This window comes from Paenibacillus sp. FSL F4-0243, assembly GCF_037963295.1.
In the GTDB taxonomy this organism is placed as follows: Bacteria; Bacillota; Bacilli; order Paenibacillales; family Paenibacillaceae; genus Paenibacillus_AQ.
Genome location: NZ_CP150151.1, coordinates 1,129,317 through 1,152,716 on the forward strand (window position 1 = coordinate 1,129,317; position 23,400 = coordinate 1,152,716).

A 23,400-nucleotide genomic window follows, 5' to 3' on the forward strand; every position below is an offset into this window, starting at 1 on the left:
TCTATACAAAAAAAGCAGATAGCCGGGAATTTCCCTGGCTACCTGCTTTTCTTTATGGTGTAATGCACACAGGCTCTTCGCCTCGGGCTTGAGATCTTGCTCCTCTGATATCAGCTGTTTTGTCTGCGGGGTTGCCTAACATCTGCAGAACGGTAGTCGCGCAACTTTGCGGTTGATGTTTATCAGGGGCTAGACGGCGTTTACGCTGTTCTTCGAGAACAGAATATTCACGGAGCATCATAGAGAACCATTTATTCACTACCTCACAGTCAAGTACCTCTGCTAGTCCTAGCTCTACGAAATATTGGCAGTTTTTCTCTTCCTGACCTGGAATAGCTTTATAGAAGAGCATTGGAATTCCCTTAGCCTGACCTTCCGTACAGGTCATACCGCCAGGCTTTGTGATTAGAAGGTCGGAGGCATCCATCAGTTTATTGATTTCACTGGTGTATCCAAGAATCCTGACGTTAGGATGATTAAGCCTTGGATTGGACTTCATTTTGGCTATAAGCTTCTCGTTACTGCCCATACAGAAGATGAGTTGGATGTTATCCATTCTGGCTGTGAGTGAATTCATAATCTCTTTGCCGAACATCAGTCCCCAGCCTCCACCCATTATGAGAACAGTAGGGATATCGGCTAGACCTAGTTCCTTGCGGAGCAGAGTCTTGTTGGATCGTTCCCAGAACTTCGGATGCACAGGAATGCCTGTGACCGTTACAAGCTCAGGAGCAATCCCTCGGCCTGTTAGAATTGATTTGACGCGTGGGGTAGAGACGAGATAACGATTGACCTCGGAATTTACCCAGCTACCATGTGCATCATAATCTGTAATTAACGTATACAGCGGAACCTCCAATCCACGACGCTTTAGTCTGGAAATGACAGCGGCCGGAATGGGGTGTGTGCAAATAATCAAATCAGGCTTTAGCTGTTCGATCACTTGAGAGGCATGTGTATAAAAAATCCGGTGAAGTGCCATCTTAGTCAACGGGTTCAATGATTTATGATATTGTGTCTTATACATCATGCCGACCAGCTTAGGCTGGCTGCTAACTGTTTTTCGGTAAGCGGAAAGAATCCATGGGGCGACCATCGGGTTAAGAAATTTACCTAGCTCGATGACTCGGCACTGGACATCCGGATTCAGCAGCTTTATTCCTTCGGCCAGAGCATAGGCTGCTCCTGTGTGGCCCGTACCGAAGCCTTCCGAAAACAGCAGTACTCTTTTCTTTCGCATAAGTTCACCTGCTACTTTCCTTTTCAATAGAAATGCGGAATTTCTTCTTAAATAGATGAGGGAAAACTGTTCTCTACTCACATTATACAAATAAGACGTAAATAGAAAGTTAAAACCCTGCAATAAATAAAAAAATAAAAGATTTTCTAAAGTATTGCAAACTGCAAAGCTACATGTTAAAGTAATGAATGACCAATTGACCGGATTAGTAAAGTGGTCAGATAGTCAGCGGTAATGATATTTTCTGGAGAAAGGAAGTGGGCACAGGTGGCAGTGGTGGATCGAAGACAGCAGGTGCTTCAGGCCGCAGCAAAATCATTTTCATTATTCGGCTATAAGGCGACTACCATGGATCAGGTTGCTAAGATCGCAAATGTCGGGAAAGGAACCATCTACACCTTTTTTACAAACAAAGAGCAATTGTTTGATGAGATCCTGCGCGATATGATGGTAGAAATGAAGATGATTGCTGATCGCGAGATCAGGCGAGACAGACCTTTCTTTGATAACCTGCATCGTGTGCTGGATGCCCTGCTGGAATTTCGAAGTGAGCAGGAGCTATTCATCAAGCTTTCCCAGGAGAGTCGCGAATTCGGAACGCCGCAGGCAGGAGAAGGGCTCGAGAAGATCGAGAACTTAGTTTTAGAATATTTAGAACGGGAGGTGCAACAAGCCCTTGAAAAGGGAGAAATCAAACCTTGCGATCCTAAAATCGTATCTGTAGTCATGTTCAGGCTATATATTGTATTGACTGCTGAACTGAATAAAACACATACTCCCTTGGACAAGGAACAGATCAAGATGTACTTTCATTTGTTTCTCGCCGAAGGACTGGCACAGTAAGCGTTGATTCAGGATAGGGATGGCGTGATCAGATTGCTTTCCCTTAACAATTTCCAAGCTGTTTTAGGCATTGAAGAAGAGCCGAAAGGCGTTTTTTTATCCCCTAAATTGACCAGATGGGGAAAATGGTCACCTAGTGTTACGTAATATTTCGCAAACAAAGCATTTTAAAGAGAGCATAAGCTCATAAGGAGAGAACCAGAATGAAATCATTATCCGTATTTACCAAGGATCTTGGCGCAGCACTGAGAAATCCAAAGGTGCTGATTCCGATGATTGCCATCCTATTTATTCCGGTGATGTATAGCGGATTCTTCCTAAAGGCATTCTGGGATCCGTATGGCAAGATGAATGAGTTACCGGTTGCTGTTGTCAACCAAGACGTCGGTGCTAATTATGAAGGAAAACAACTTCAGGCCGGAGATGATCTGGTTGAAGAGCTTAAGGTAACCGATGGCTTTCAATGGAACTTTGTTTCACTAGAAGAAGCGCAAGCAGGAATGAAGGACAATACCTATTATATGGCGATTATTGTTCCAGAAGACTTCTCTGCTAAAGCAACAACGCTTTTGGATGATGAACCACAACCGGCAAAAATTATTTATGAGCCAAATGAAGGCTACAACTTCCTGGCCGGACAGATCGGTGGAACGGCTGTATCAGAAATTAAATCTAAAGTATCCGCTAAGGTAACAGAGGCTTATGTGGAGTCTGTATTCAATCAGATTACAGAAGTTTCTGATGGATTGGGCGAGGCGGGAGATGGAGCTTCCAAGATCGCAGATGGCGCTGGTAAGCTAGATGACGGAGCCTTGAAGCTGAAAGATAATCTTCTTGTACTGACAGATGGTACAGGTAAACTTCAAAATGGTGTAGAACCACTTACTAAAGGTGTGTCTGATTTAAATTCAGGTGCTACTGCAATTCAAACGGGTTCTAGCACTTTGGCAGGCGGTTTGCAACAATTGTCGGCTGCTCATACACAGCTTCAAGATGGCGTTGCACAAAGCGCTGCCGGCAGTAAACAGCTTAATGACGGCTTGAAGCAAGCTGTAACAGGTGCCACACAGCTTCAAGCAGGTACGAAGTCTGCTGTAGATGGTACTACTAAATTACAAGCAGGAACACAATCTTTAGTTGACGGCAGCGCGAAGCTGGAAGCAGGTCTAACCTCTTCCGTAGATGGCAGCGCGAAGCTGGAGGCAGGCTTGCAGGCTTCCGCAGAAGGTAGCACAAAGGTTACTGAGGGCGCTAAAGCGGTCGCTCAAGGCTTGCAGCAATTGGCACAGGCTAGTCCTGAGTTGGCACAGAATCCGGCCGTACAGAAGCTCCTAGCAGCTAGTGCAGCTGTTGCACAAGGTAGTGAGCAACTGCAACAAAGTCAAGAGCAGCTGGCACAGGGTGCTACTGCACTCCACAGTGGGCAAGAGCAACTGGCACAAGGTGCAACTCAACTGCACTCAGGTTCACAGCAGGTAGCTGCTGGTGTAACTCAGTTGCATGATGGAGCACAGCAATTAAATGCTGGTAGCACACAGCTTTTGACAGGACAGCAAAAACTGGCACAAGGTGCATCTGCACTTGTAACAGGTGGCAATAAGCTGAATGCAGGGATGCAACAATTTGGTGCGAAGCTTAAAGAAGCTGCAGCTGGAGGCAGCAAGCTGGCTGAAGGCGGTAAAGCGCTTGGCGATGGTACCTCAAAACTGCTAAGTGGTGTAGGCGAACTAGGTTCCGGTATTAGTGCTGTAGCAGATGGTTCGAAAAAACTGGCTGACGGTGCAGGCGAGCTGAAAGATGGTATGGATGATCTGAAATCTGGATCAACAGAACTGGCAACTAAGCTTAGCGATGCTGCTGAAAAAACAGGCAGCGTGAATAAGTCAGATAAAATGATGGAAATGTTCGCACAACCGGTTGTGATTGAGGATCAAGTTGTAAATCATGTACCAAACTACGGAACAGGGTTTGCTCCTTACTTCTTATCTCTTGGGTTGTTCGTAGGTGCACTGATTTCTACAATTGTTATTCCAATGCGTGAATCAGCTGTAATAGGCGCAAGCCGTATGAATCGTTTTATCAGCCGTACGCTTACGTTCTCAATCATGAGCTTTATCCAGTCTATGCTGGCTGCTGTGGTTGTATTGTACGGACTTGGACTAGAAGTACAAAGTGTACCGCTATTCTTCCTATTTACATTCTTGACTAGTCTAGTTTACACATGGGTAGTTCAATCCATTGTTACTTGGTTGGATCAACCGGGACGTTTTGTTGTTATCGTTATTCTTATTTTCCAATTAACAACTAGTGCCGGAACATTCCCGCTTGAATTGATCCCGAACTGGATGAAATTCTTTAACCCACTGCTTCCTATGACTTACACAGTTAGTGGTCTTAAATCAGTAATTTCTACAGGGGACTTCAGTGCAATGTGGAGTGACGTAGGTGTTCTTGCAATCTTCGGTCTTGGGTTCCTTGCTCTTACTTTCGCTTACTTCATGACCCGCAGTCGGGACAATGAAGCTGGAATGAACAGTGAACAAGCTATGACTGTATAATTTGAAAAAAAGTAATTAAAAAGCGTCTCCTCCGGGAGGCGCTTTTTTTTGAGTTTAAATCATAGAACCCTTTTTCTTGCAAACATTCAAGGGTGATGAAAATTCTTGAAACGCTTTCATTGCATAAGTTCTTATGCGTCATTTATGCATAATTATACATAGATGAGTTTTTTTAAACTTTTGTCCACTAAAGCTGTGTCGCAAAAAGAAATGTTAATCAGCATCATAAAAAAGTTTAAATTGCGCTGTTGTCACCCCGGTGATAAAATAATAGCACTAATCTGGCTTGAATAATTATTAAAATTTTAATCTGAAAAATTTTCCAAAGATTACGCCATACTTTATAATAGAAAGGTTGCGTTCGATGAGACACACTGAACTGCCCGGAAAACAGGGCCTGTATGATCCCCAGTTCGAAAAAGATGCTTGCGGCATGGGATTTGTAGCCCATATTAAAGGCAAACCGTCCCATGATATTGTTAGTAACGCTTTAACAATGCTCTTTAATATGGAGCATCGTGGCGGACAAGGTAGCGAACCCAACTCTGGTGACGGAGCAGGTATCATGCTTCAAATTCCGCACCGTTTCTTTGCTAGTGAAGCCCAGAAGCTTGGCTTCGCTTTGCCGGAACAAGGCCATTATGGCGTAGGCATGATTTTTCTATCTCATAACGAGAAAGTTCGGGCTCAACATGAGGCTCTCTTAAGCAAAATTATTGCTGAAGAAGGTCAGGAAGTACTCGGCTATCGTGATGTACCTACCTATGATGAAATGCTTGGCAAAACCGCGAAGGCTGCAAAGCCTTTTGTGCGCCAAGTGTTTATCGGTCGCTCGGCCTCTGTTACGAACGAATTGTCTTTTGAGCGTAAGCTTTATGTCATCCGCAAACGTGCAGAGCTTGCGATTCGCTACGGTGGTGTAGAAGAGGCTGAAGCCTTCTATATCCCAAGCTTGTCATGTCGTAAGATCGTGTACAAAGGCATGCTGACTACAGAACAAGTCGGACAATTCTACCTGGATTTGCAGAACGAAGAGCTGGAATCAGCAATCGCGTTAGTTCACTCCCGTTTCAGTACGAATACCTTCCCAAGCTGGGAACGTGCGCATCCCTACCGCTTTATGATCCACAATGGTGAGATCAATACCTTGCGCGGAAATGTGAACTGGATGCATGCTCGCCAGTCGCTGTTCAAGAGTGAAGTGTTCGGCGAAGATCTGAGTAAGATCAAACCTGTTATAAACCCGGATGGATCGGACACTGCAATGTTCGATAATACCTTTGAGTTTCTTTATTTGAGCGGACGCTCTTTGACACAAGTAGCCATGATGATGGTTCCTGAACCATGGAGCAATCATGACAGTATGGACGCCGACAAGAAAGCCTTTTACGAATACCACAGCACTTTGATGGAGCCATGGGACGGACCTGCTGCAATGGGCTTTACAGATGGTGTGCAGATCGGCGCTATTCTGGACCGTAACGGCTTGCGACCTGCTCGTTATTATGTAACAAAGGACGACATGATTATTCTATCCTCCGAAGCGGGTGTACTGGACATTCCAGCAGCGGACATCTTATATAAAGACCGCCTGAAGCCTGGACGCATGCTGCTCGTGGATACGAAGGAAGGCCGTATTATCTCCGATGAGGAAGTCAAATCGGCTATCGCGACTGAGAAGCCTTACCGCCAATGGCTGGATGAGCATTTGATTAGTCTCGAAGAGCTTCCAGATGCGCCTGAACTACCAAATCCTAAGCATGACAATGTTCAGCAGCTGCAGCAAGCGTTCGGCTATACTTTTGAGGACTTGCGCAAGGTGCTTGAACCAATGGCATCTACTGGCGCTGAAGCTGTAGGTTCCATGGGTTATGATGCGCCGCTCGCTGTGCTTTCAGACCGTCCGCAGCGTCTATATAATTATTTCAAACAAATGTTTGCTCAGGTAACGAATCCACCAATCGACGCTATTCGCGAAGAGCTGGTTACCTCTACTACGACTACAATTGGACCAGAGCGTAACTTGCTTAAACCAGAACCAGAAAGCTGTCGCCAAATCTCGCTGCACACACCGATTCTTTCGAATGAAGATTTTGCTAAAATTCGACATGTTCGTCGTGCAGGCTTCAAGTCGATGTCTATTCCGATTCTTTTCCCAGCTGAGCTTGGAGCAGAAGGAATGCGTATCGCGCTTGAGCGTATGAACGAGGCTGCTGATCGCGTTATGGCTAAAGGTCATAACATTCTGATTCTGACGGACCGCGGTGTGGACCGTGAGAATGCTGCGATTCCTGCTCTACTTGCGGTATCGAGCTTGCATCACCATCTGATCCGGCAAGGAACACGGACAAAAGTTAGTATTTTACTTGAATCTGGTGAACCTCGTGAAGTCCATCATTATGCACTTCTGCTTGGTTATGGTGTGAGTGCAGTCAATCCGTATCTGGCCTTTGAAAGCTTGGATGATATGATCGGCCAAGGCTTACTGCGGGGAATCTCGCATGAGAAGGCTGTGAAGAACTATATTAAAGCTGCGACTAAGAGCGTAGTTAAGATTCTTTCCAAAATGGGGATTTCGACTATTCAATCCTACCGGGGCGCGCAGATCTTTGAAGCTGTGGGTCTGAACTCGGAATTCGTGGATCGTTACTTTACTTGGACACCTTCCCGCATTGGCGGAATTGGTCTGGAGGAAGTAGCAACCGAGGCACTTATCCATCATAACCGTGCTTTCACGGAAAAAGACGGAAATGATAAAGTGCTTGATTCCGGTGGTGATTATCAATGGCGAAACGATGGGGAAGATCATTTGTTCAACCCACAGACCATTCATCTGCTTCAGCACTCCGTGCGTAGTGGAGATTATAAGATGTACAAGAAATATGCTGCACTTGTTCAAGGTGAAAGTGAGAAGCATCTGACAATTCGTTCCTTGTTGCAGTTCAAGTCAGCTTATGAACCGATTTCATTAGAAGAAGTAGAGCCAGTGGAGTCCATTATGAAACGGTTCAAGACGGGTGCGATGTCCTTTGGTTCCATTAGTAAGGAAGCGCATGAGACCCTCGCTATTGCAATGAACCGGATCGGTGGTAAGAGTAATACTGGTGAGGGCGGAGAAGATCCAGCCCGCTATATCCCGGACAGCAACGGCGATTCCCGTCGCAGTGCGATTAAACAAGTAGCTTCCGGACGTTTTGGAGTTACATCTAACTACCTTGTTAACGCTGATGAGATCCAGATTAAGATGGCTCAGGGTGCTAAACCAGGGGAAGGCGGACAGCTTCCAGGACGTAAAGTTTATCCATGGGTGGCTGAAGTGCGCGGTTCAACAGCTGGTGTGGGCTTGATTTCACCTCCACCGCATCATGATATTTATTCGATTGAGGATTTGGCAGAGCTGATCTACGATCTAAAGAATGCCAATCCACGTGCAAATATTAATGTTAAGCTCGTCTCTGAGGTCGGAGTAGGTACGATTGCTGCTGGCGTAGCCAAAGGGCGCGCTGATATTATCCTGGTAAGTGGCTATGACGGGGGTACAGGTGCATCTCCGATGAACTCCATTCGTCATGCAGGTCTTCCATGGGAACTTGGCTTGGCCGAAACGCATCAGACATTGATGCTGAACAATCTGCGTGACCGCGTTGTACTGGAAACAGACGGAAAAATGCTTAGCGGTCGCGATCTAGCCGTAGCTGTATTACTAGGTGCTGAAGAGTATGGCTTCGCTACTGCTCCGTTAGTAGCTGTGGGTTGTATCATGATGCGTGTCTGCCAAATGGATACTTGTCCGGTTGGTGTAGCGACACAAAATCCAGATCTTCGTAAGAACTTTACGGGTGATCCACAGCATGTAGTTAACTTTATGACCTTTGTGGCACAGGATTTACGCGAAATTATGGCGAGTCTTGGCTTCCGTACGATTGAAGAAATGGTTGGCCGTACAGATTGCTTAGACGCTGCTCAAGCTTCGCAGCATTGGAAGAAGAAGGGCGTAGATTTGAGTAGTCTGCTGCATGTACCGGAAATGCCAGAGGGAAGCACACGCTTCTGCAGTAAACGTCAGAATCATGGTCTGGAAGAGACGCTTGATGTCTCTAAACTGCTGGATCTGGCTGCACCTGCACTGGAATCTGGAACGGCTGTAGAAGCATCGTTACCGATTACGAACGTTAATCGTGCCGTTGGAACCATTCTTGGTAGCGAGCTGACACGTAAATACGGGGCAGCCGGCTTGCCTGATGATACGATTCGTCTTCATTTCACCGGTTCTGCTGGTCAAAGCTTGGGTGCATTCGTGCCTAAGGGGATCACACTTACGGTGGAAGGCGATTCCAATGACTACGTTGGTAAAGGACTGTCGGGTGGTAAGATTATTATTAAACCATCTCCAAAAGCTACCTTTGCAGCTGAGGACAATATCATTATCGGAAATACTGCGTTTTACGGAGCAACAGCTGGAGAAGCTTATATCAACGGTATCGCCGGTGAACGCTTTGCCGTTCGTAATTCTGGAGCGAAGGTTGTAGTAGAAGGTGTGGGTGACCACGGTTGTGAATACATGACTGGAGGCCGTGTGGTTGTTCTTGGTGAAACAGGCCGTAACTTTGCGGCAGGGATGTCCGGTGGTATCGCTTATGTTTACGATCCAGAGAGATCCTTCATCGGCCGCTGCAATCTCGAGATGGTACTTCTCGAGAGAGTGGAAGAGCCAGAAGAGATCGAAGAGCTGCGCGAGCTGATTAGCCGTCATGTAGAGCTTACAGGCAGTAAGGCGGGAGCGCGGGTATTGGATCAGTGGGCAGATAGCTTGCCGAAGTTTGTTCGTGTTATTCCGAAGGATTACAAACGGATGATGGAGCAGATTCGCAAAGTAGAGCAAACCGGATTGACCGGCGAGGCTGCTTTGATGGCTGCATTTGAAGCGAATATGCGCGAGCTTGCACGTGTAGGTGGCTAAATAACTGCATTCTGAATAAACAGGTAATATTGAATGAAGTGATATAAGGGACTTGGACTCTTTCGTTTGCGGGAGGCCAGGTCCCTTTTTTGTTCAAATCGAATCGAATCCTCGGTCTAAACAACGTTAGACTGTTTCTTTTTTGTAATTTTCTGAAAAAAACTGTATGGTAAACTTGTTTGTAAATGAAAGGAAGTGATACTGTGTCAAATACAGAAATGCTGTCTGAACCTGTTGCCCGTCTGCAGGGAGTTACCAAGAAAATAGGCTCTAAGACGCTGGTGAGCAATTTAACGCTGGATATCCCACCGGGTCAAATATTCGGGTTTTTGGGACCAAACGGAGCAGGGAAGACGACAACAATACGAATGATGGTGGGATTAATTTCCATTAGCAGTGGGGATGTCCTGATTAGTGGTCATAGTATTAAAAATAATTATAAAGAGGCTATTGCAAGTGTTGGGGCTATTGTAGAAAATCCTGAAATGTACAAGTTTCTGTCTGGGTATCAGAATCTTAGACAATTTGCACGGATGGTACCGGGAGTCAGTAAGCAACGGATTGATGAGGTTGTGGAGCTGGTCGGGCTTGGTCAAAGAATTCATGACAAAGTGAAGACTTATTCCCTAGGTATGCGTCAGAGACTTGGAGTAGCTCAGGCGCTACTAAACCGACCAAAGCTACTGGTTCTAGATGAGCCAACCAATGGGCTTGATCCACAAGGCATACGTGAGCTTCGTGACTATCTGCGCCTACTCTGTCGTGAAGAAGGAACAACCGTATTTGTCTCCAGCCATTTACTTTCCGAAATGGAGCTCATGTGTGACAGTGTAGCCATTATTCAGAATGGGCAACTGCTTGAGGTAAAACAGCTAAAAGAGGTAGGCAATGTTACAATGCCTATCGGAGAAACCTTGTTTGAGGTTGACGATGCCGAAGCTGCACTTGCTCTCATTGGACAAGGAACTATAAAGAGCGGTGGGCTTGTAGTTGAGGCGGCACGTGAAGAAATTGCTGAGTTTAATGCCAGACTAGTGGCTGGTGGGATTAAAGTGTACAGTATCAAATCACTTGCCCGTACGCTAGAGGATCAATTCTTAGAGGTTACAGGAGGTGAAGGAATTGAGTAATTTTACAGCGTTGATACATAATGAGAATATCAAGATATATAGTCGTGCTCGCACATGGATTATGCTGATTATTCTAGCAGTGTTTAGTGCGTTTCTTCCGGCTCTTATGTATTTCACAACGGATAACCCTGCATCGCGCTTAGGCGTTTGGGACAGTTTCCAAATGATAGTGAGTGTTGTATTCTTCCTGAATACGATCTTCGTTGTTGTTATAGCCGCTGACTCCGTAGCGGGCGAATTTACCTGGGGAACCATCAAAATGCTGCTGATTCGCCCGTGGAGCCGTTCCCAGATCTTGCTCTCGAAATACATTAGCATTGTGTTGTTTAGCTTGCTTTGTACTGCAGTATTGATTGTTTTTGGTTTAGCTTCATCGTTTATTTTCGCCTCACCAACTGGAGATACACTGTCTTCGATTACAGCTTGGAGTCCTGCTGAGTATTCCTTTATAGATCTCCTATGTCGCTATGTCACTCTTTTCTTGACGGTTACGCTTGCTTTTATGATCTCTTCCGTATTCCGTGCAAGTGGATTGGCGATAGGGTTATCTATGTTTATCATGTTTGCCCAAGGTATTTTCGCTGCTTTGCTTAATCCGGATGTGTTCGAATGGGCCAGATATTTAATTTTCACTCATATGGATCTAAGGGTCTACATGGGATCTGATATTGGTCCAGGTGGTGCTACACTAGGCTTCTCCATTGCTGTGCTGGCAGTGTATTATGTTATATTCTTAGCAGTTTCCTGGTTTGTCTTCCGTAAACGGGACGTTGCTGGATAAAAATAGGATTAACCGGCTTCAAGCGTTTCTTCTGCTTTGGAGGAACGTTTTGCTGTCTTGTCCTTTTTCGTATTACTTTTGAGCTCACCTGCTTGTTCAGAGGTGGGCTGTTCTTGCATGGCGATGGACCCATTAAGCAGGCTGCCTTCCATAATACTGAGTGCTCCTGCAGAAATATTACCGTGCAGCTCGCCAGTACCGGTCATAATGAGCCTACGGTCTGCGGTAACATCTCCATATACTTTACCAGCGATAACGATCTCTTCTGCTCTAATACTGGAGCGCACCGTGCCTTCCTCACCTACAGTGACAACACCACTGCATATAATTTCTCCGCTAAAGGTACCTTCAATCCTCAGGTTCGTATCGCAATGTACTTTACCCTCGAGCGTACCCCCATGCCCAATCAGAGAGTCAGTAGACTTGATAGTGGCACGCTGCTGCCGCTTATTCCACATGTATAAATTCCTCCTATTTCATATATTTTTACATTAACGTTTAGGGTTTAACATAATCCAATGGATCCACAGTTTTATTCTGCTTCACTACCTGGAAATGAAGATGAGGTCCTGTGCTTCGACCAGTGTTTCCAAGCAAGCCGATCTTCTGCCCCTTATTAACCTTGTCTCCCGCAGATACATTCATTGCCTGCAGATGCATATACCAGGTTTCAAGCCCGTTCGAATGCTTGATCACGACATACTTGCCTCTCGCACCCATCTGCTCGGAGGTAACGACCTCCCCGTCTAAGGCGGCATATACAGGATCGCCTAAGTTCCCGGCAATATCGACACCTGAATGGAACGCGGATAAGCCTTTGAAAGGATCTGTTCGGTAGCCGAAGCTTGAGGAGATGACCCTAGAATCGGTAGGCCAGAGTACCGCTGCATTTAGTCTGGCTTTTTCAGCTTGAGCTTTTTTTGCCTGTTGATTTGCTTGAACGTTATTCGCATGCTCCGCCAGAGTGATAGTTTGAGTAATACTTTCCACCATTTCATCGAGCATACCGTGGATCTCTTCGAAATCGTCTTTTGTTTCCTCCACTAGATTCAGCGATTCGTTCTGATAAGACGCGATATATTCTCCGCCTACCTGTGATGTGATTGTAGCTTTAGAAGATGTCTCATTTGGGATTGGCACAGCGTTACGGCTCGATAAGCCTAAGGTTGAGTTTGAAGCGGTTGATCCCGTTTTTGATTCTTTTGTTTCAGCGGCGGAGCCTTTGCTTTTGTTAATCAAAGACTGCAACTCCTGTTCCAGCGCATTTACACTCTTCAGCTTGTCTTTAATATGATCTGCCTCTTCTGATAGCTCGCTGACTTGAGTACGAAGCTGCATTAGATCCTTATCCTTGTCAGCGACCTTCATTTCCATGCGGAGATTGGTTAGTGATAGTGCGGCTGCCTCAGCTTCCAGTTGTGAGATCGACTGCGAGGCATGGAAATGCATAGAGGTGACCAGACTGGAGAGGGACAGGGCTGCTGCTGCCGGCAGGGCGAACGCAAGTGGCTTGGAGATCTGGAGTTGTTTGACTGGGCGTCCGGCATCCCTTACGACGAGCAGCGTAATCCGGTTATGATCTGGCTGACTCTTCATGGCTTCTCCTTTCTGCGGCATATGGCAGCCGCCTTACGATACACGAAGCTAACGACCTTACTTGCATTAGGCTCATCCCGAATTGTCTTACTACTCTATGTATTCCATATCTTTCAGGAACATGACAACGGTTTGTTTGAATAAAGAAAGAGAGTTACGGCAAAACCAGTAATAGAATCGTCGCAGCGAGTCTATTGGTAACTGTTTTATTAATGAAGGGGGTAGGGAATTGAAGATTTTTGCGATAATTCTAAGTCTTTTTATTATTCAGGTCGCAGTAATTGTATTTATGGAGTTTCGTCGCCCGCAAAGGGCTTTGGCGTGGTTGTTCATTTCATTCTGTTGTCCGCCGCTGGGTCTGGCATTCTATTATTTTCTGGGCCGTGATTATAGACAGAATCGAAAATTAAACAAAAGATGTACTACACTATTTCGTGAAATTCGTTCGCATGTCTCTGGCAATATTAAGGTAGTAAAGGATGTTACTGAGAGTGGGAACGCTCAGTTTGAGAATAATAAGGGTCTATTGGGTTTGCTTTCTAAGATCGCAGAAGGACCAATTACTGGTCATAACAAGAGCAGGGTATTATCATCTGCGAGAGAAGCGTATGATGCTATGCTGGAAGCTATGGAAGAAGCGAAAGAACATATACATATGGAATTTTATATTTATCGTGATGATGAGATCGGTGAGCAATTTCAAGATGTTATGATTCGGAAGGCGCGACAGGGCGTTAAGGTACGCTTGCTTTGTGATGGTCTGGGCAGTCATAAATTAAGTCGCAGGTTTATTCGAACGATGAGAAATGCTGGGGTGGAGTTCCACTTTTTTTTACCTCCGATTAGTTCTCTGTTAGACCGTCGTTTTAATTTCCGTAATCATCGGAAGATCCTGGTGGTAGATGGCCTCGTTGGCTTCACGGGTGGAATGAATATAGGGGATGATTATTTGGGGAAGGATCTCAAAATGGGATACTGGCGTGATACCCATCTGCGTCTCGAAGGAGACTCAGTATATTATATTCAGTATGTTTTCTTAAAGGATTGGAGATTGGCCTCTGGCGAAAGCACAAGCCATCCGCGTCTGTTCCCAAAACATAATTGTGAGTCACAAGAAGCCGTGCAGATTGTAGGGAGTGGTCCGGATGCTGCAATAGACGCCTCTCAAGAGATGTATTTTGCCGCCTTATGTGCAGCTAAACAGCGGATTTGGATTACTTCACCGTATTTTATTCCTGATCCTGCCATCTGCCGGGCCTTGAAAAGTGCAGTACTTCGTGGAGTGGATGTAAGAATTATCATTCCTGCGAAGCCTGATAATGTGCTTGTCTATCATGCTTCTTTGTCTTATTTAGAAAATTTACAAGACGCTGGAGTGAAATTCTACCGCTATACTAAAGGATTTATGCATGCCAAAATCATGATTATCGATAATCTGCTCGCTACAGTGGGGAGTGCAAATCTGGATATGCGCAGCTTTTATTCTAACTTTGAATTGACTGCTGTGCTGCTACATCCTGATGCTATATCCCCTCTAGTCACAGGGTTTGAGAAGGATCAAAAGCACAGTGAATTTATTGATCCTGTAAAGTTTAAGGAGAGAGGGAGAATTGTCAAACTCGGTGAAGGGCTGTGTCAGTTGTTATCTCCGCTATTATGAGCGGAAAGAGGACTAAATCTGAATTTTTCGAAGGATATAACGTGTTCCATTCATTATTAGGGCTTATTTTGTGATATAATAATTGTATAAGAAGAAATGTAAGAAAGTATAGATTATAATTATACTTCCGAATGTTTCAACACTATACTGTTAAATTGTAGGGGGAGTTCTATGAATGTGAGTCCACAAATGATTGCCAAAGAGGAAAAGAACAAGCTGCAGAAGACCGGAACACATAAAATGGCTAAGTTCGCGCAGCGAATGATCATGTTATCCATTGGGGCAGCAATGATGGCTGTTGCACTTGAGATATTCCTCGTACCGAATCAAATGATTGATGGTGGGATTACCGGTATCTCCATTATTTTATCACATCTATTCGACATTCCTCTGGGGATTTTATTGACGCTGTTAAACCTTCCGTTCTTGTTAATCGGTTATAAGCAAATCGGTAAGACCTTTGCCTTATCTACCTTATATGCAATTGTGCTTATGTCTATTGGTACTTCAATGTTGCATCATGTGAATGCCTTTACGGTTGAGCCTATGCTTGCTGCCGTTTTTGGAGGGATCATTCTTGGTGTAGGTGTAGGGTTAGTTGTACGTTTTGGCGGATCTCTAGATGGTACAGAAATTGTTGCGATTCTAGTAGCCAAGAAGCTTCCCTTCTCTGTAGGTGAAGTTGTTATGTTCTTCAACCTGTTCATCTTATCCGGAGCTGGATTTGTGTTCGGTTGGAATAATGCGATGTTCTCACTAATTGCTTATTACATTGCATTCAAGGTAATTGACATTACACTTGAGGGTCTGGATCAGTCGAAATCGGTATGGATTATTAGTGATAAATTCCGTGATATCGGTGAAGCCTTGACGGAACGTCTTGGACGTGGTGTTACTTATTTAGATGGAGAAGGCGGATTTTCCGGGGAGAATAAGAAAGTGATCTTCGTAGTTATCACCCGTTTGGAAGAAGCTAAGCTTAAATCCATTGTTGAGGATTGGGATACTGGTGCATTCATCGCAATAGGTAACATTCATGATGTTAAAGGTGGCCGTTTCAAGAAGAAAGCAATTCATTAGCTTACCATCCTAAAAGGACGCCGCAGGCGTTTTAGCTTGGCACTTTAGTACTATTAACTGAAAGAAGGTATTTTTACGAATAATGGAGCAATAAATACGGTGAACAAGACTCGATATGCCGTATTCTTATACAATATACCTTCTGTCCTTGAGTGGGACGCCTGATAAGCCCGTAGCATGAAATGATGCTGCGGGCTTATTGCTGTTTTTGGGCTCATTATTCGTGGCATTCCATCCCTATGGAAGCTTAGCAATGAGTTGTTTGACGGGCTGCGGTGGCACTTTTTCCAAAAGATCTCCCATCTGTTGCAGGCGTTCCTCAATATTGAGCAGATGAAAATCAGTAGGAGATACGTTTTGTTGAACCTCTTTCCAGAGCAATGGTGTGGATACTGTAGCAAGCGGCCTGGCACGTGGTGTGTAAGGTGCAGCTAAGGTTTTGCCACTGTAATGCTGGAGGTAGTCAAAATAGATTTTATCTCCCCGATTCTTCTTCAGACGCTCCAAGGTGAATAAATCGGGGTGCTTTTCAGTGACATAACGACCCACAAAGTGTCCGATTTTTCGCAGTCCATCAAAAGTAACGCCAGTCTCGATAGGCACGATGATCTGCACCCCCGTAGCCCCAGAGGTTTTGGGCACAGAGGATAAACCAAGGGAGGTTAGGACCGTCCCTACAATTGCAGTTGCTTCCATGATACGGGGCTCGACCTCACGCGACGGATCTAGATCAATCATCCATTCACAAGGCAGCTCGCTACCTACATAATGCAAAGAAGGATGAAACTCCAAAGCAGCCAGATTACCCAGCCAGATCAGCTCAGGTAAACCTTGCAGCTTGATATAGTTAATATTCTCGTGAACAGCGGTCTGGACAAAAGCTGGAAGAGGATCAGGTGCATTTTTCTGATAAAAGGACATTCCAGAGATACCATGCGGATAACGTATTACGGTTAGCAGCCGATCTCGACAATAACGCAGCAGATAGGGAGAGAGGGCGGCGAGCTTTTCCAGATAGATCCGCTTCGTAATCCCGCAATCCGGCCATAGCAGCTTCTCTGGGTTGGTGATGGTTATCTCTTGGCCGTCTACAGTAATTGTGCCTTTGATGGCTGCTGGCATCCTGAACCTCCTCTCTGTTATAGGAATGAGGGTATTATGTGCCAGTCTGTTCCTTTTCATGAAAAAAATATTTCCAAAGTGTCCCTTTTGGATGATCATAAGAGTTATAAGGTTATACGGTTATGTGAAAGGGGAGTTTGCTGATTTTGGACGGGATCGAACACACCGTCGTTCGGGTACAGGCAGGCGAGGTAGAGTCCTATGCCCTTATCGTCGAAGCTTTTCAAAAGCCGATTTACCGCTATTGCTGCCGGCTGCTTGGGAGTCGAACAGAAGCGGAGGATGCGGTACAGGATATTCTAGTGAAGGCATATCAGCATATAGGCACATATCGCCCTATCGCGAGCTTTTCTTCCTGGCTATATAGAATTGCCTATCATCATTGCCTCAGTCTGATCCGCAAACGCCAAAGACATTTGAAGATTATGGCGCTTTTTCAACCGGATCCTCCTGCAGAAAGCCCGGAACAGTTGATGGACCGTTACATATTTAACGAACATCTCACCTTTGCCCTCTTGAAATTGAAATTAGATGAACGAAATCTGTTAGTTCTGCGAATCTTTGAGGAACAGAGCTTCCCGGAGATTGCGGAGATCCTCGATAAGAATACTGATGCTGTGAAGAAGAAATACAGGCGTACGATTACGAAGCTTGGCAAAATGATGAATGCTCAAAAAGGGGGGACGGAATGGTGGGGCAACGAAGCTGTGTTGAAGAGAAAATGATAAAGAAGATGGACGCATTGGGAAACTGCGACGAACTAGATGTAAAAGCAGCAGTTATGAATCGGGTAAGGGCAATTCATGATCAACAGAATACGATGGACGGAGAAATGGCGAACCTCAGAGACGAGCTGGAGTCATTCGGAGAACCGGGTGCTCCCGTTATGCAGATGCAAGAGAAGACTATCCCGCTTCCATCAAAATTTAGGAAAAGACTTCTCTCAGGGGTCTCCGCAGCTATATTGCTGGGGATAGTCGGATTTGGCATTCTTCAGCTGTCTGAATATGGAGGTTTAACGGAACATGGTAGCCAGTCTACAATTGATATCATCAAACCTTCGGATGGTTCCATTACCCTAGTGAATAGTGGAGGAAGGGTGGTTGTCCAGACGGTGCATACTAATAATAGTAAGCCTGTTGCCACGGCCTCTCCTGCGATTGAGAAGTATCAGACTTTATTAGCGACTTATAATGAGCAGGTGCTTGCCCGCTTGAACCTCGGAGAAATGGCTGCCTATTACGTGATTGATACTGAATTCACTAATTTGGTCAAAGGATTAGGCTATGGGAATCAATTGCAGTTCGCTTTCAATCCTCCTGTGTATTCGAAATATCAGGACTTCGTAAACGAATTAAAATTAGCTGGCGATTTCTGGCCCGAGCTGCCTTCCATACTCGACAATGGTTACGAATTCGAGCAAGCAACTTTTAAAGCCGCTTCTCCTTACGGGTCGATAGACACGGAATACAAAGAAGTTCTTGAACAATTTCAAAAGAAAGCTAAGGACGATAAAACAGGCCAAAAGCTGTTTATGGAGAAGATCGCTGTGAATGCCATAGAGAGCGCTGAGGTTTCCTACCATAAGGAGGATCAAACAATTGAACTATCCTTAAGTCAGAGCGCCTATATGGGTGGTATAACGCAAGTGTCTATCTTGGAAGGGCAGACTGCTGAAAAATGGTCACTGACAAACACCGGCAAAGAGGCGGTTTTTATTGCTGCGAGTACAGAGCAGGGGGCGCAGGCTTGGACTTCTCAGAATCGTTTGTATTGGTATGATGAAGCCAGCCAGACGATTCGTAGTCTAAATGATGGATTGAATAACATTTTAACCCGTGAACAATGGCAAGCGATTGCCAATAGTTTTATTCGCTAGCTACTGTTGTTCTATCCGTACATTATGAGAAGCTGTCTCTAAAGTAGTGAAATCTACTTGGGAGGCAGCTTTTTTTATGGAATAGGAAAAGTAATGGATTTTACTGTGCCATGTGACGATATGCCACGCGTAGTGTTCTATGCTACTGGTTGGGGCGGTGGGCGATGTGCTATGTGTGATCTACTTATTTTAAACTAATTAGGGAAAAACTCCCTAAAAATAACCGATATTCGCTCTAAATAAACGAAATCAGGGAATTCCTCCCTAATAATCATAGGAATTTCTTTATTCGTTGCCGAATAGGCCAAATTTCAGGGAAGTTTTCCCTAATTATAAGTCCGATGAACAGAAATCTCTGAATTTTAGGGAGAAATTCCCCAATTACTCTATAGGTGCTTCACATATTGCATCACTTGGTGCGTCACTTGTAATGTTAAGAACAAAAAAAGAGGCTGTCCCAAAAGCCATGATGGTTGCTTGGGGCGGCCTCTTTTTTGTAAGAAAATGTCCCTTTTTCTCATGCTGGAGTGTTATAGAAGTGTAGTTGAAAACAGGGTGAGCTTACATTCACCCTTTTAGAAGGAGAGGATGTTAGAAATTGAAGCTCAATAATGATTTCAAAAAAACACTGATCGTACTCTCGGCAGCAACCTTGTTAGGAACAGGAGTAGTTGTAAGTGGGGTTGCGCCTGGCTTGTTTCTTTCGGTCGCGGCGGCAGCAGAACAGCAGACTTCAGCATCAACCGATCAGAATCCTCAAAAGGAATTACAGGCGATCGTAGCAAGCTTGAAGGAAGGTACGCTTTTGGCCTACTACGTACGTGACAAAGTCTCTAACCCTCAGGATACGATCAGCTTCTCTGGCAAAGGATTTGTTTTTAAAGACTACAAATCCTTTGCTGCTAAATTCAAAGCGTTGAAGGGTCCAGCTACTCCACAGCCTGGAAACCTTCCTAAGGGCTTTGCTCTGGCGACAGCCATCATTTATCCACCGTCTGTAGCAAATGATTCAGAGCTGTATTTGCAATTAGAGCAGGAACTAAAGGCAGCAGCGGCGGCAGGTGATCCCAACAAACAGTTGTTTAGCAAGATCATCAGCTGGAGCCAGACGAACTTGTCTATGCAGCTGTATGCCAAAGGAAAAGCCAATTTTAGTATTGTAACTGGAGTGCCGCCCGCCAAACTTCCCGAAGGAGCTGTGCCTTTTGTACGAGCTTCGGAAACTAAGAAAGAACTGACGGTCAACGGTAGGAAAGTAATTCTTACAACTGATTCGGCTAAAGAAGCGAGTTTCAACACTAAGCTAGTGTGGCTGGATAAATCAGGCGCGATACAATATACCCTTTCAGACAATCGGGTCAGTAAACTGACGACAAATGAAATGTTGGCTGTAGCTAAAAGCATGATCAAATAACCAAGGGGTTAAAGGAGGATATTATAAAGATGATTAAAAAAAGTGCGGCCATCACGGTTTTGAGCCTGCTAGTGTTAATGAGCGCGGTAAGTGGAACAGCAGGCGCAGTGCCTGCAGGGAGCAATAATAAAAGCAAAGGTACGGTTCCGGTTGAGCAGAAATCACCACCGGTATCGCCAACGATTAAGGATTTGATTGCCAAAGAATATGCTGTTCCCCTACAAACGGGAGAAATTAAGGCTCTCTATGTTAATGACAAAAAATCTAATCCAGAGGAAGATTTGAGTGTAAGCTATATGCCATACAGATTCAGCTCTATAAACGAAGCAGCACAGAAGCTATCTTCATTAACTGGGAATTCACTCCTGATACCCGTTGCTCTACCAGACGAATATAAGCTGCAGGATGTCGTTTTAAATCCAGTGCTTCCGAAGTTTTTCAGTACAGAGTATAAAACCCTCAGAGATCAGGTGAAAGCTAAAGCACAAGCTGCTGGTAAAAAAGTGATTTCACAAAGCTTAAAGTGGAGCGATACAGAAACCTCTATCACTTATCTGCGAAATGGGGAGAGATTGAATCTAAAATCAGCTCCAGCATATACACTTCCGGAAGGAGTTACTTTAGCGCAGCTGCCTGGTGACCAGGATGAAAATTTGACCATCAACGGGGTTGAAGCAGTTTACACGGTGTTTGGTCCTCACCATGGAGATCTAAAAGTCCAGCTTGTATGGTCCAGTGCGGATGGAAGTATTGATTATACGCTTACGAATACGAAAAATACTGCGCAGACAAAAGCAGAGCTGGAGACCATTGTAACGAGTCTTACAGCGCAATAAGAAACGTCCTCTCGATAAATTCGGGAGGACGTTTTTTTGGAAAGAGTTTATCCTTTTTGCTCCATAGTACATGATTCGGGAGGAAGATCTACCCTAGCTTGAGTAACCGGCTGACGAAGAGTGCCTGAGGTATTCCATTCCAAAAAATGAACTTTGAAGACAAGCTTCGGTTTTATCCAAAAAGCACCCTTCCCTCGCTGGGGATCAGCTGTAAAGGGCATTTGATCTATTTTTAAATGCTGTACCTCTGCAGTTAAGTCGCGTTTATCCTGTACAGTCAATTTTCCTGGCCCGGCATGTCCGATATAATGCAAATTCCCTTTATCATCATACAGCCCAAGAAGTAGCGCATTGACGATGCCGTCTCGGAACGTTACACCCCCGGCTACTGCCGTAAGATCAGAAATGATTTTGCGTTTCTGCCAGCGTTTATCTTTTCCACCGGGAGCATAAGTACTGTTGATATCCTTACAGACGATTCCCTCTAAGCTCTGACTCTGAGCAGCGGCGAATAATTCTGTGGGATCGGTATAACTGGGTACGGCCTGAACATGGGGATGCGGCAGCAGAATATCGTTTAGCAGCTGCTGCCGTGAGAATAAAGGCTGATCCATCGTCGATTGGCCATTATAAAACAGAATATCAAAAATCATATAAATGACAGGAACCTGATGCCTAACGACGGAAATGGTGGAGCCATTCTTTAAGCTGTCCCTCCGCATTACCTCGTGAAATGAGGGCTTGCCGTCCTTGAGTGCAATGATTTCACCATCAAGAATAACGGAATCAGCCTTGCAGTAAGCAGATACATCAGTAAGCTCAGGATATTGCGCTGTACGGTAATTTCCACGTCTGTTAATAAGCTGAGTAGTGCTTCCGTTGTAATAGGACAACATGCGAACGCCATCCCATTTAATCTGTGCAATCCACTGGTTGCCTGCTGGAAGCTGCCCAGCCAGTATAGGTTCAAAAGGAATAATAGGCTGAAGCTTCATCAGCAGAGCCTCCTAAGATACGGTTGTTTTACTTTTTGGGCTGCGGCGTTTCGGTTTTGGTGCAATGACAGGAATAGTTCCAGAAGCCTCGTTTTGCTGATCGGCAGGCTCAGCTGCTGCTTTAGACTTGGCTGTTTTTCTTTTGGCAGCCGGAGCCGCTTTAGTTTTTGTTTTCTTAGTACCTGTTAATGAAGGACCCGGATCTGTAGGGATATGCTGTACAGCCTGAATACTGGCCTGTAATGCTGCCATTAGATCAATTACATTGCTTTCCTGTTTGGCAGGAGCGATATGAAATTCCTCGCCTGCAATTTTATGTGAGATTAGATCAAGCATACGCTGGCGATAATCATCGGTATATTTTGCCGGATCAAAAGGCGTGGATAGCTGTGAAATGAGCAGCTTGGCCATATCCAGCTCTTTATCATTCACCGTCCCTGCTTCGGGCAGGCCAGGCACTTGCGAGACCGGTCGCACTTCATCAGGATAAAAAATAGTCTCGATGGCGAGGCAATCCTCCAGCACACGAATAGCAGCCAGACTGCTTTTGGAACGAATCGATATTTTGGCGATGCCAATTTTACCAGTTTGACGCATGGCCTCCATAAGAAGCCGATATGCATTTGTGCCAGCCTGATCCGGAGATAAGTAATAGGTTTTTTGAAAATAAATTGGATCGATCTCCGTCAGATCAACAAAGTCGAGTATGGTAATGCTTTTGCTGCTTTCGTCGGTCAATTGATCCAGTTCCTCTTTGTCGAATAGAACAAACTTCCCTTTTTCATATTCATAACCCTTGCCGATTTCTTCCCAAGCCACCTCTTTGTCACACACCGGACATTTACGTACATACGACAGTGGGCTGCCGCATTCCTTATGGATATAACGCAGAGAAATGTCCTTGTCTTCCGTAGCGGAGAACATTTTAACCGGAACATGCACTAGCCCGAAGCTGATGGCCCCTTTCCAAACGGTATGCATGAGAAACGCCTCCTGATCTAAGTTATTTGCTTTGGGTTAGTATGAGGCAGGACAGGTTTTTCTAGCCGGGTGCATTTTTTGTGAAGCATGGGAAAATATAAAATCAGGCTAATAAAGCTGAGGAGGAGAATACTAAGTCATGGAACCGCGTGGAAACGAGTGGATCGATGCGCTGAGCGAACAGGATATTCCAGCGACAGTTGTGGATTGGGACAGCATTATAGCTCCACCGGAAGCAAGTCAGGTCTCGGACTCGGAGAAGCTTGATGCGGAATCAACCCTCGAAGAAACTTCGCCATTAGAATCGTGAGATTTAGGTAAAATA

At 45.1% G+C, this 23,400-nt stretch carries 18 protein-coding genes; 12 read left to right on the forward strand and 6 right to left on the reverse strand.

Annotation, left to right across the window (positions count from 1 at the left end; translation table 11 throughout):
* Positions 1-52 precede the first annotated feature (52 nt).
* On the reverse strand, positions 53-1,240 hold the full coding sequence (locus tag NSS87_RS04900; RefSeq protein ID WP_076299152.1) for a glycosyltransferase: 1,188 nt from the start codon (positions 1,238-1,240) through the stop codon (positions 53-55).
* Between the two features lie 267 nt (positions 1,241-1,507).
* Between NSS87_RS04900 and NSS87_RS04905 the strand changes: the two genes are divergently transcribed.
* The 5 genes from NSS87_RS04905 to NSS87_RS04925 all read left to right on the forward strand — a co-directional run bounded on the left by NSS87_RS04905 (position 1,508) and on the right by NSS87_RS04925 (position 11,512).
* Entirely contained in the window at positions 1,508-2,083 is a 576-nt protein-coding gene (locus NSS87_RS04905; RefSeq protein ID WP_179085738.1) for a TetR/AcrR family transcriptional regulator, read from the forward strand.
* A gap of 203 nt (positions 2,084-2,286) precedes the next feature.
* The gene (locus NSS87_RS04910; protein ID WP_339245181.1) at positions 2,287-4,641 is read left to right on the forward strand and encodes a YhgE/Pip domain-containing protein; all 2,355 of its coding nucleotides are present in this window, start codon (positions 2,287-2,289) and stop codon (positions 4,639-4,641) included.
* A 364-nt stretch (positions 4,642-5,005) separates the two neighbouring features.
* Positions 5,006-9,601 (forward strand): glutamate synthase large subunit, encoded by a 4,596-nt coding sequence (gene gltB / locus NSS87_RS04915; protein WP_339245184.1) that lies wholly within the window; start codon positions 5,006-5,008, stop codon positions 9,599-9,601.
* Positions 9,602-9,819: 218 nt separating this feature from the next.
* Positions 9,820-10,731 (forward strand): ABC transporter ATP-binding protein, encoded by a 912-nt coding sequence (locus NSS87_RS04920; protein ID WP_042193356.1) that lies wholly within the window; start codon positions 9,820-9,822, stop codon positions 10,729-10,731.
* A complete protein-coding gene (locus NSS87_RS04925) occupies positions 10,724-11,512 on the forward strand; it encodes an ABC transporter permease (protein ID WP_042185240.1) in 789 nt (262 codons plus the stop codon). Before NSS87_RS04920 ends, NSS87_RS04925 begins: the two co-directional genes overlap by 8 nt.
* Before the next feature lie 8 nt (positions 11,513-11,520).
* Here the strand turns inward: NSS87_RS04925 and NSS87_RS04930 are convergent, their stop codons facing one another.
* A complete protein-coding gene (locus NSS87_RS04930) occupies positions 11,521-11,970 on the reverse strand; it encodes a polymer-forming cytoskeletal protein (protein ID WP_042185241.1) in 450 nt (149 codons plus the stop codon).
* Positions 11,971-12,010: 40 nt separating this feature from the next.
* Entirely contained in the window at positions 12,011-13,129 is a 1,119-nt protein-coding gene (locus NSS87_RS04935) for a peptidoglycan DD-metalloendopeptidase family protein (protein WP_339245187.1), read from the reverse strand.
* 208 nt (positions 13,130-13,337) lie between these two features.
* Here NSS87_RS04935 and cls point away from each other — a divergent pair, with 208 nt between their 5' ends.
* Positions 13,338-14,768: a cardiolipin synthase gene (gene cls / locus NSS87_RS04940; protein ID WP_339245189.1), complete on the forward strand. Its 1,431-nt coding sequence runs from the start codon at positions 13,338-13,340 to the stop codon at positions 14,766-14,768.
* Positions 14,769-15,008: 240 nt separating this feature from the next.
* Positions 15,009-15,848 carry a YitT family protein gene (locus tag NSS87_RS04945; RefSeq protein WP_231573468.1) on the forward strand — a complete coding sequence of 280 codons (840 nt, stop codon included), beginning with the start codon at positions 15,009-15,011 and terminating at the stop codon, positions 15,846-15,848.
* A gap of 237 nt (positions 15,849-16,085) precedes the next feature.
* On the opposite strand, the gene ligD is transcribed toward NSS87_RS04945, so the two are convergent.
* Complete coding sequence (gene ligD, locus NSS87_RS04950) at positions 16,086-16,970, reverse strand: non-homologous end-joining DNA ligase (protein ID WP_149646489.1); 885 nt, start codon at positions 16,968-16,970, stop codon at positions 16,086-16,088.
* 146 nt (positions 16,971-17,116) lie between these two features.
* On the opposite strand from ligD, the gene NSS87_RS04955 reads away from it, so the two are divergent.
* From NSS87_RS04955 to NSS87_RS04970, 4 genes are all read left to right on the forward strand, one after another.
* The gene (locus NSS87_RS04955; RefSeq protein WP_339245191.1) at positions 17,117-17,695 is read left to right on the forward strand and encodes a sigma-70 family RNA polymerase sigma factor; all 579 of its coding nucleotides are present in this window, start codon (positions 17,117-17,119) and stop codon (positions 17,693-17,695) included.
* On the forward strand, positions 17,659-18,849 hold the full coding sequence (locus tag NSS87_RS04960) for a hypothetical protein (protein WP_339245193.1): 1,191 nt from the start codon (positions 17,659-17,661) through the stop codon (positions 18,847-18,849). The genes NSS87_RS04955 and NSS87_RS04960 overlap by 37 nt, the downstream gene beginning before the upstream one ends.
* A 598-nt stretch (positions 18,850-19,447) precedes the next feature.
* On the forward strand, positions 19,448-20,263 hold the full coding sequence (locus tag NSS87_RS04965; RefSeq protein ID WP_339245194.1) for a hypothetical protein: 816 nt from the start codon (positions 19,448-19,450) through the stop codon (positions 20,261-20,263).
* Between the two features lie 29 nt (positions 20,264-20,292).
* Positions 20,293-21,099, forward strand: coding sequence for a hypothetical protein (locus NSS87_RS04970; protein ID WP_339245196.1), 807 nt, complete (start codon positions 20,293-20,295; stop codon positions 21,097-21,099).
* 47 nt (positions 21,100-21,146) lie between these two features.
* Here the strand turns inward: NSS87_RS04970 and NSS87_RS04975 are convergent, their stop codons facing one another.
* Positions 21,147-22,094 carry a DNA ligase gene (locus NSS87_RS04975; protein WP_339245198.1) on the reverse strand — a complete coding sequence of 316 codons (948 nt, stop codon included), beginning with the start codon at positions 22,092-22,094 and terminating at the stop codon, positions 21,147-21,149.
* 12 nt (positions 22,095-22,106) lie between these two features.
* Entirely contained in the window at positions 22,107-23,075 is a 969-nt protein-coding gene (locus tag NSS87_RS04980; RefSeq protein ID WP_339245200.1) for a Ku protein, read from the reverse strand.
* A gap of 139 nt (positions 23,076-23,214) precedes the next feature.
* On the opposite strand from NSS87_RS04980, the gene NSS87_RS04985 reads away from it, so the two are divergent.
* Positions 23,215-23,385: a hypothetical protein gene (locus tag NSS87_RS04985; RefSeq protein ID WP_156113056.1), complete on the forward strand. Its 171-nt coding sequence runs from the start codon at positions 23,215-23,217 to the stop codon at positions 23,383-23,385.
* Positions 23,386-23,400: the final 15 nt, after the last annotated feature.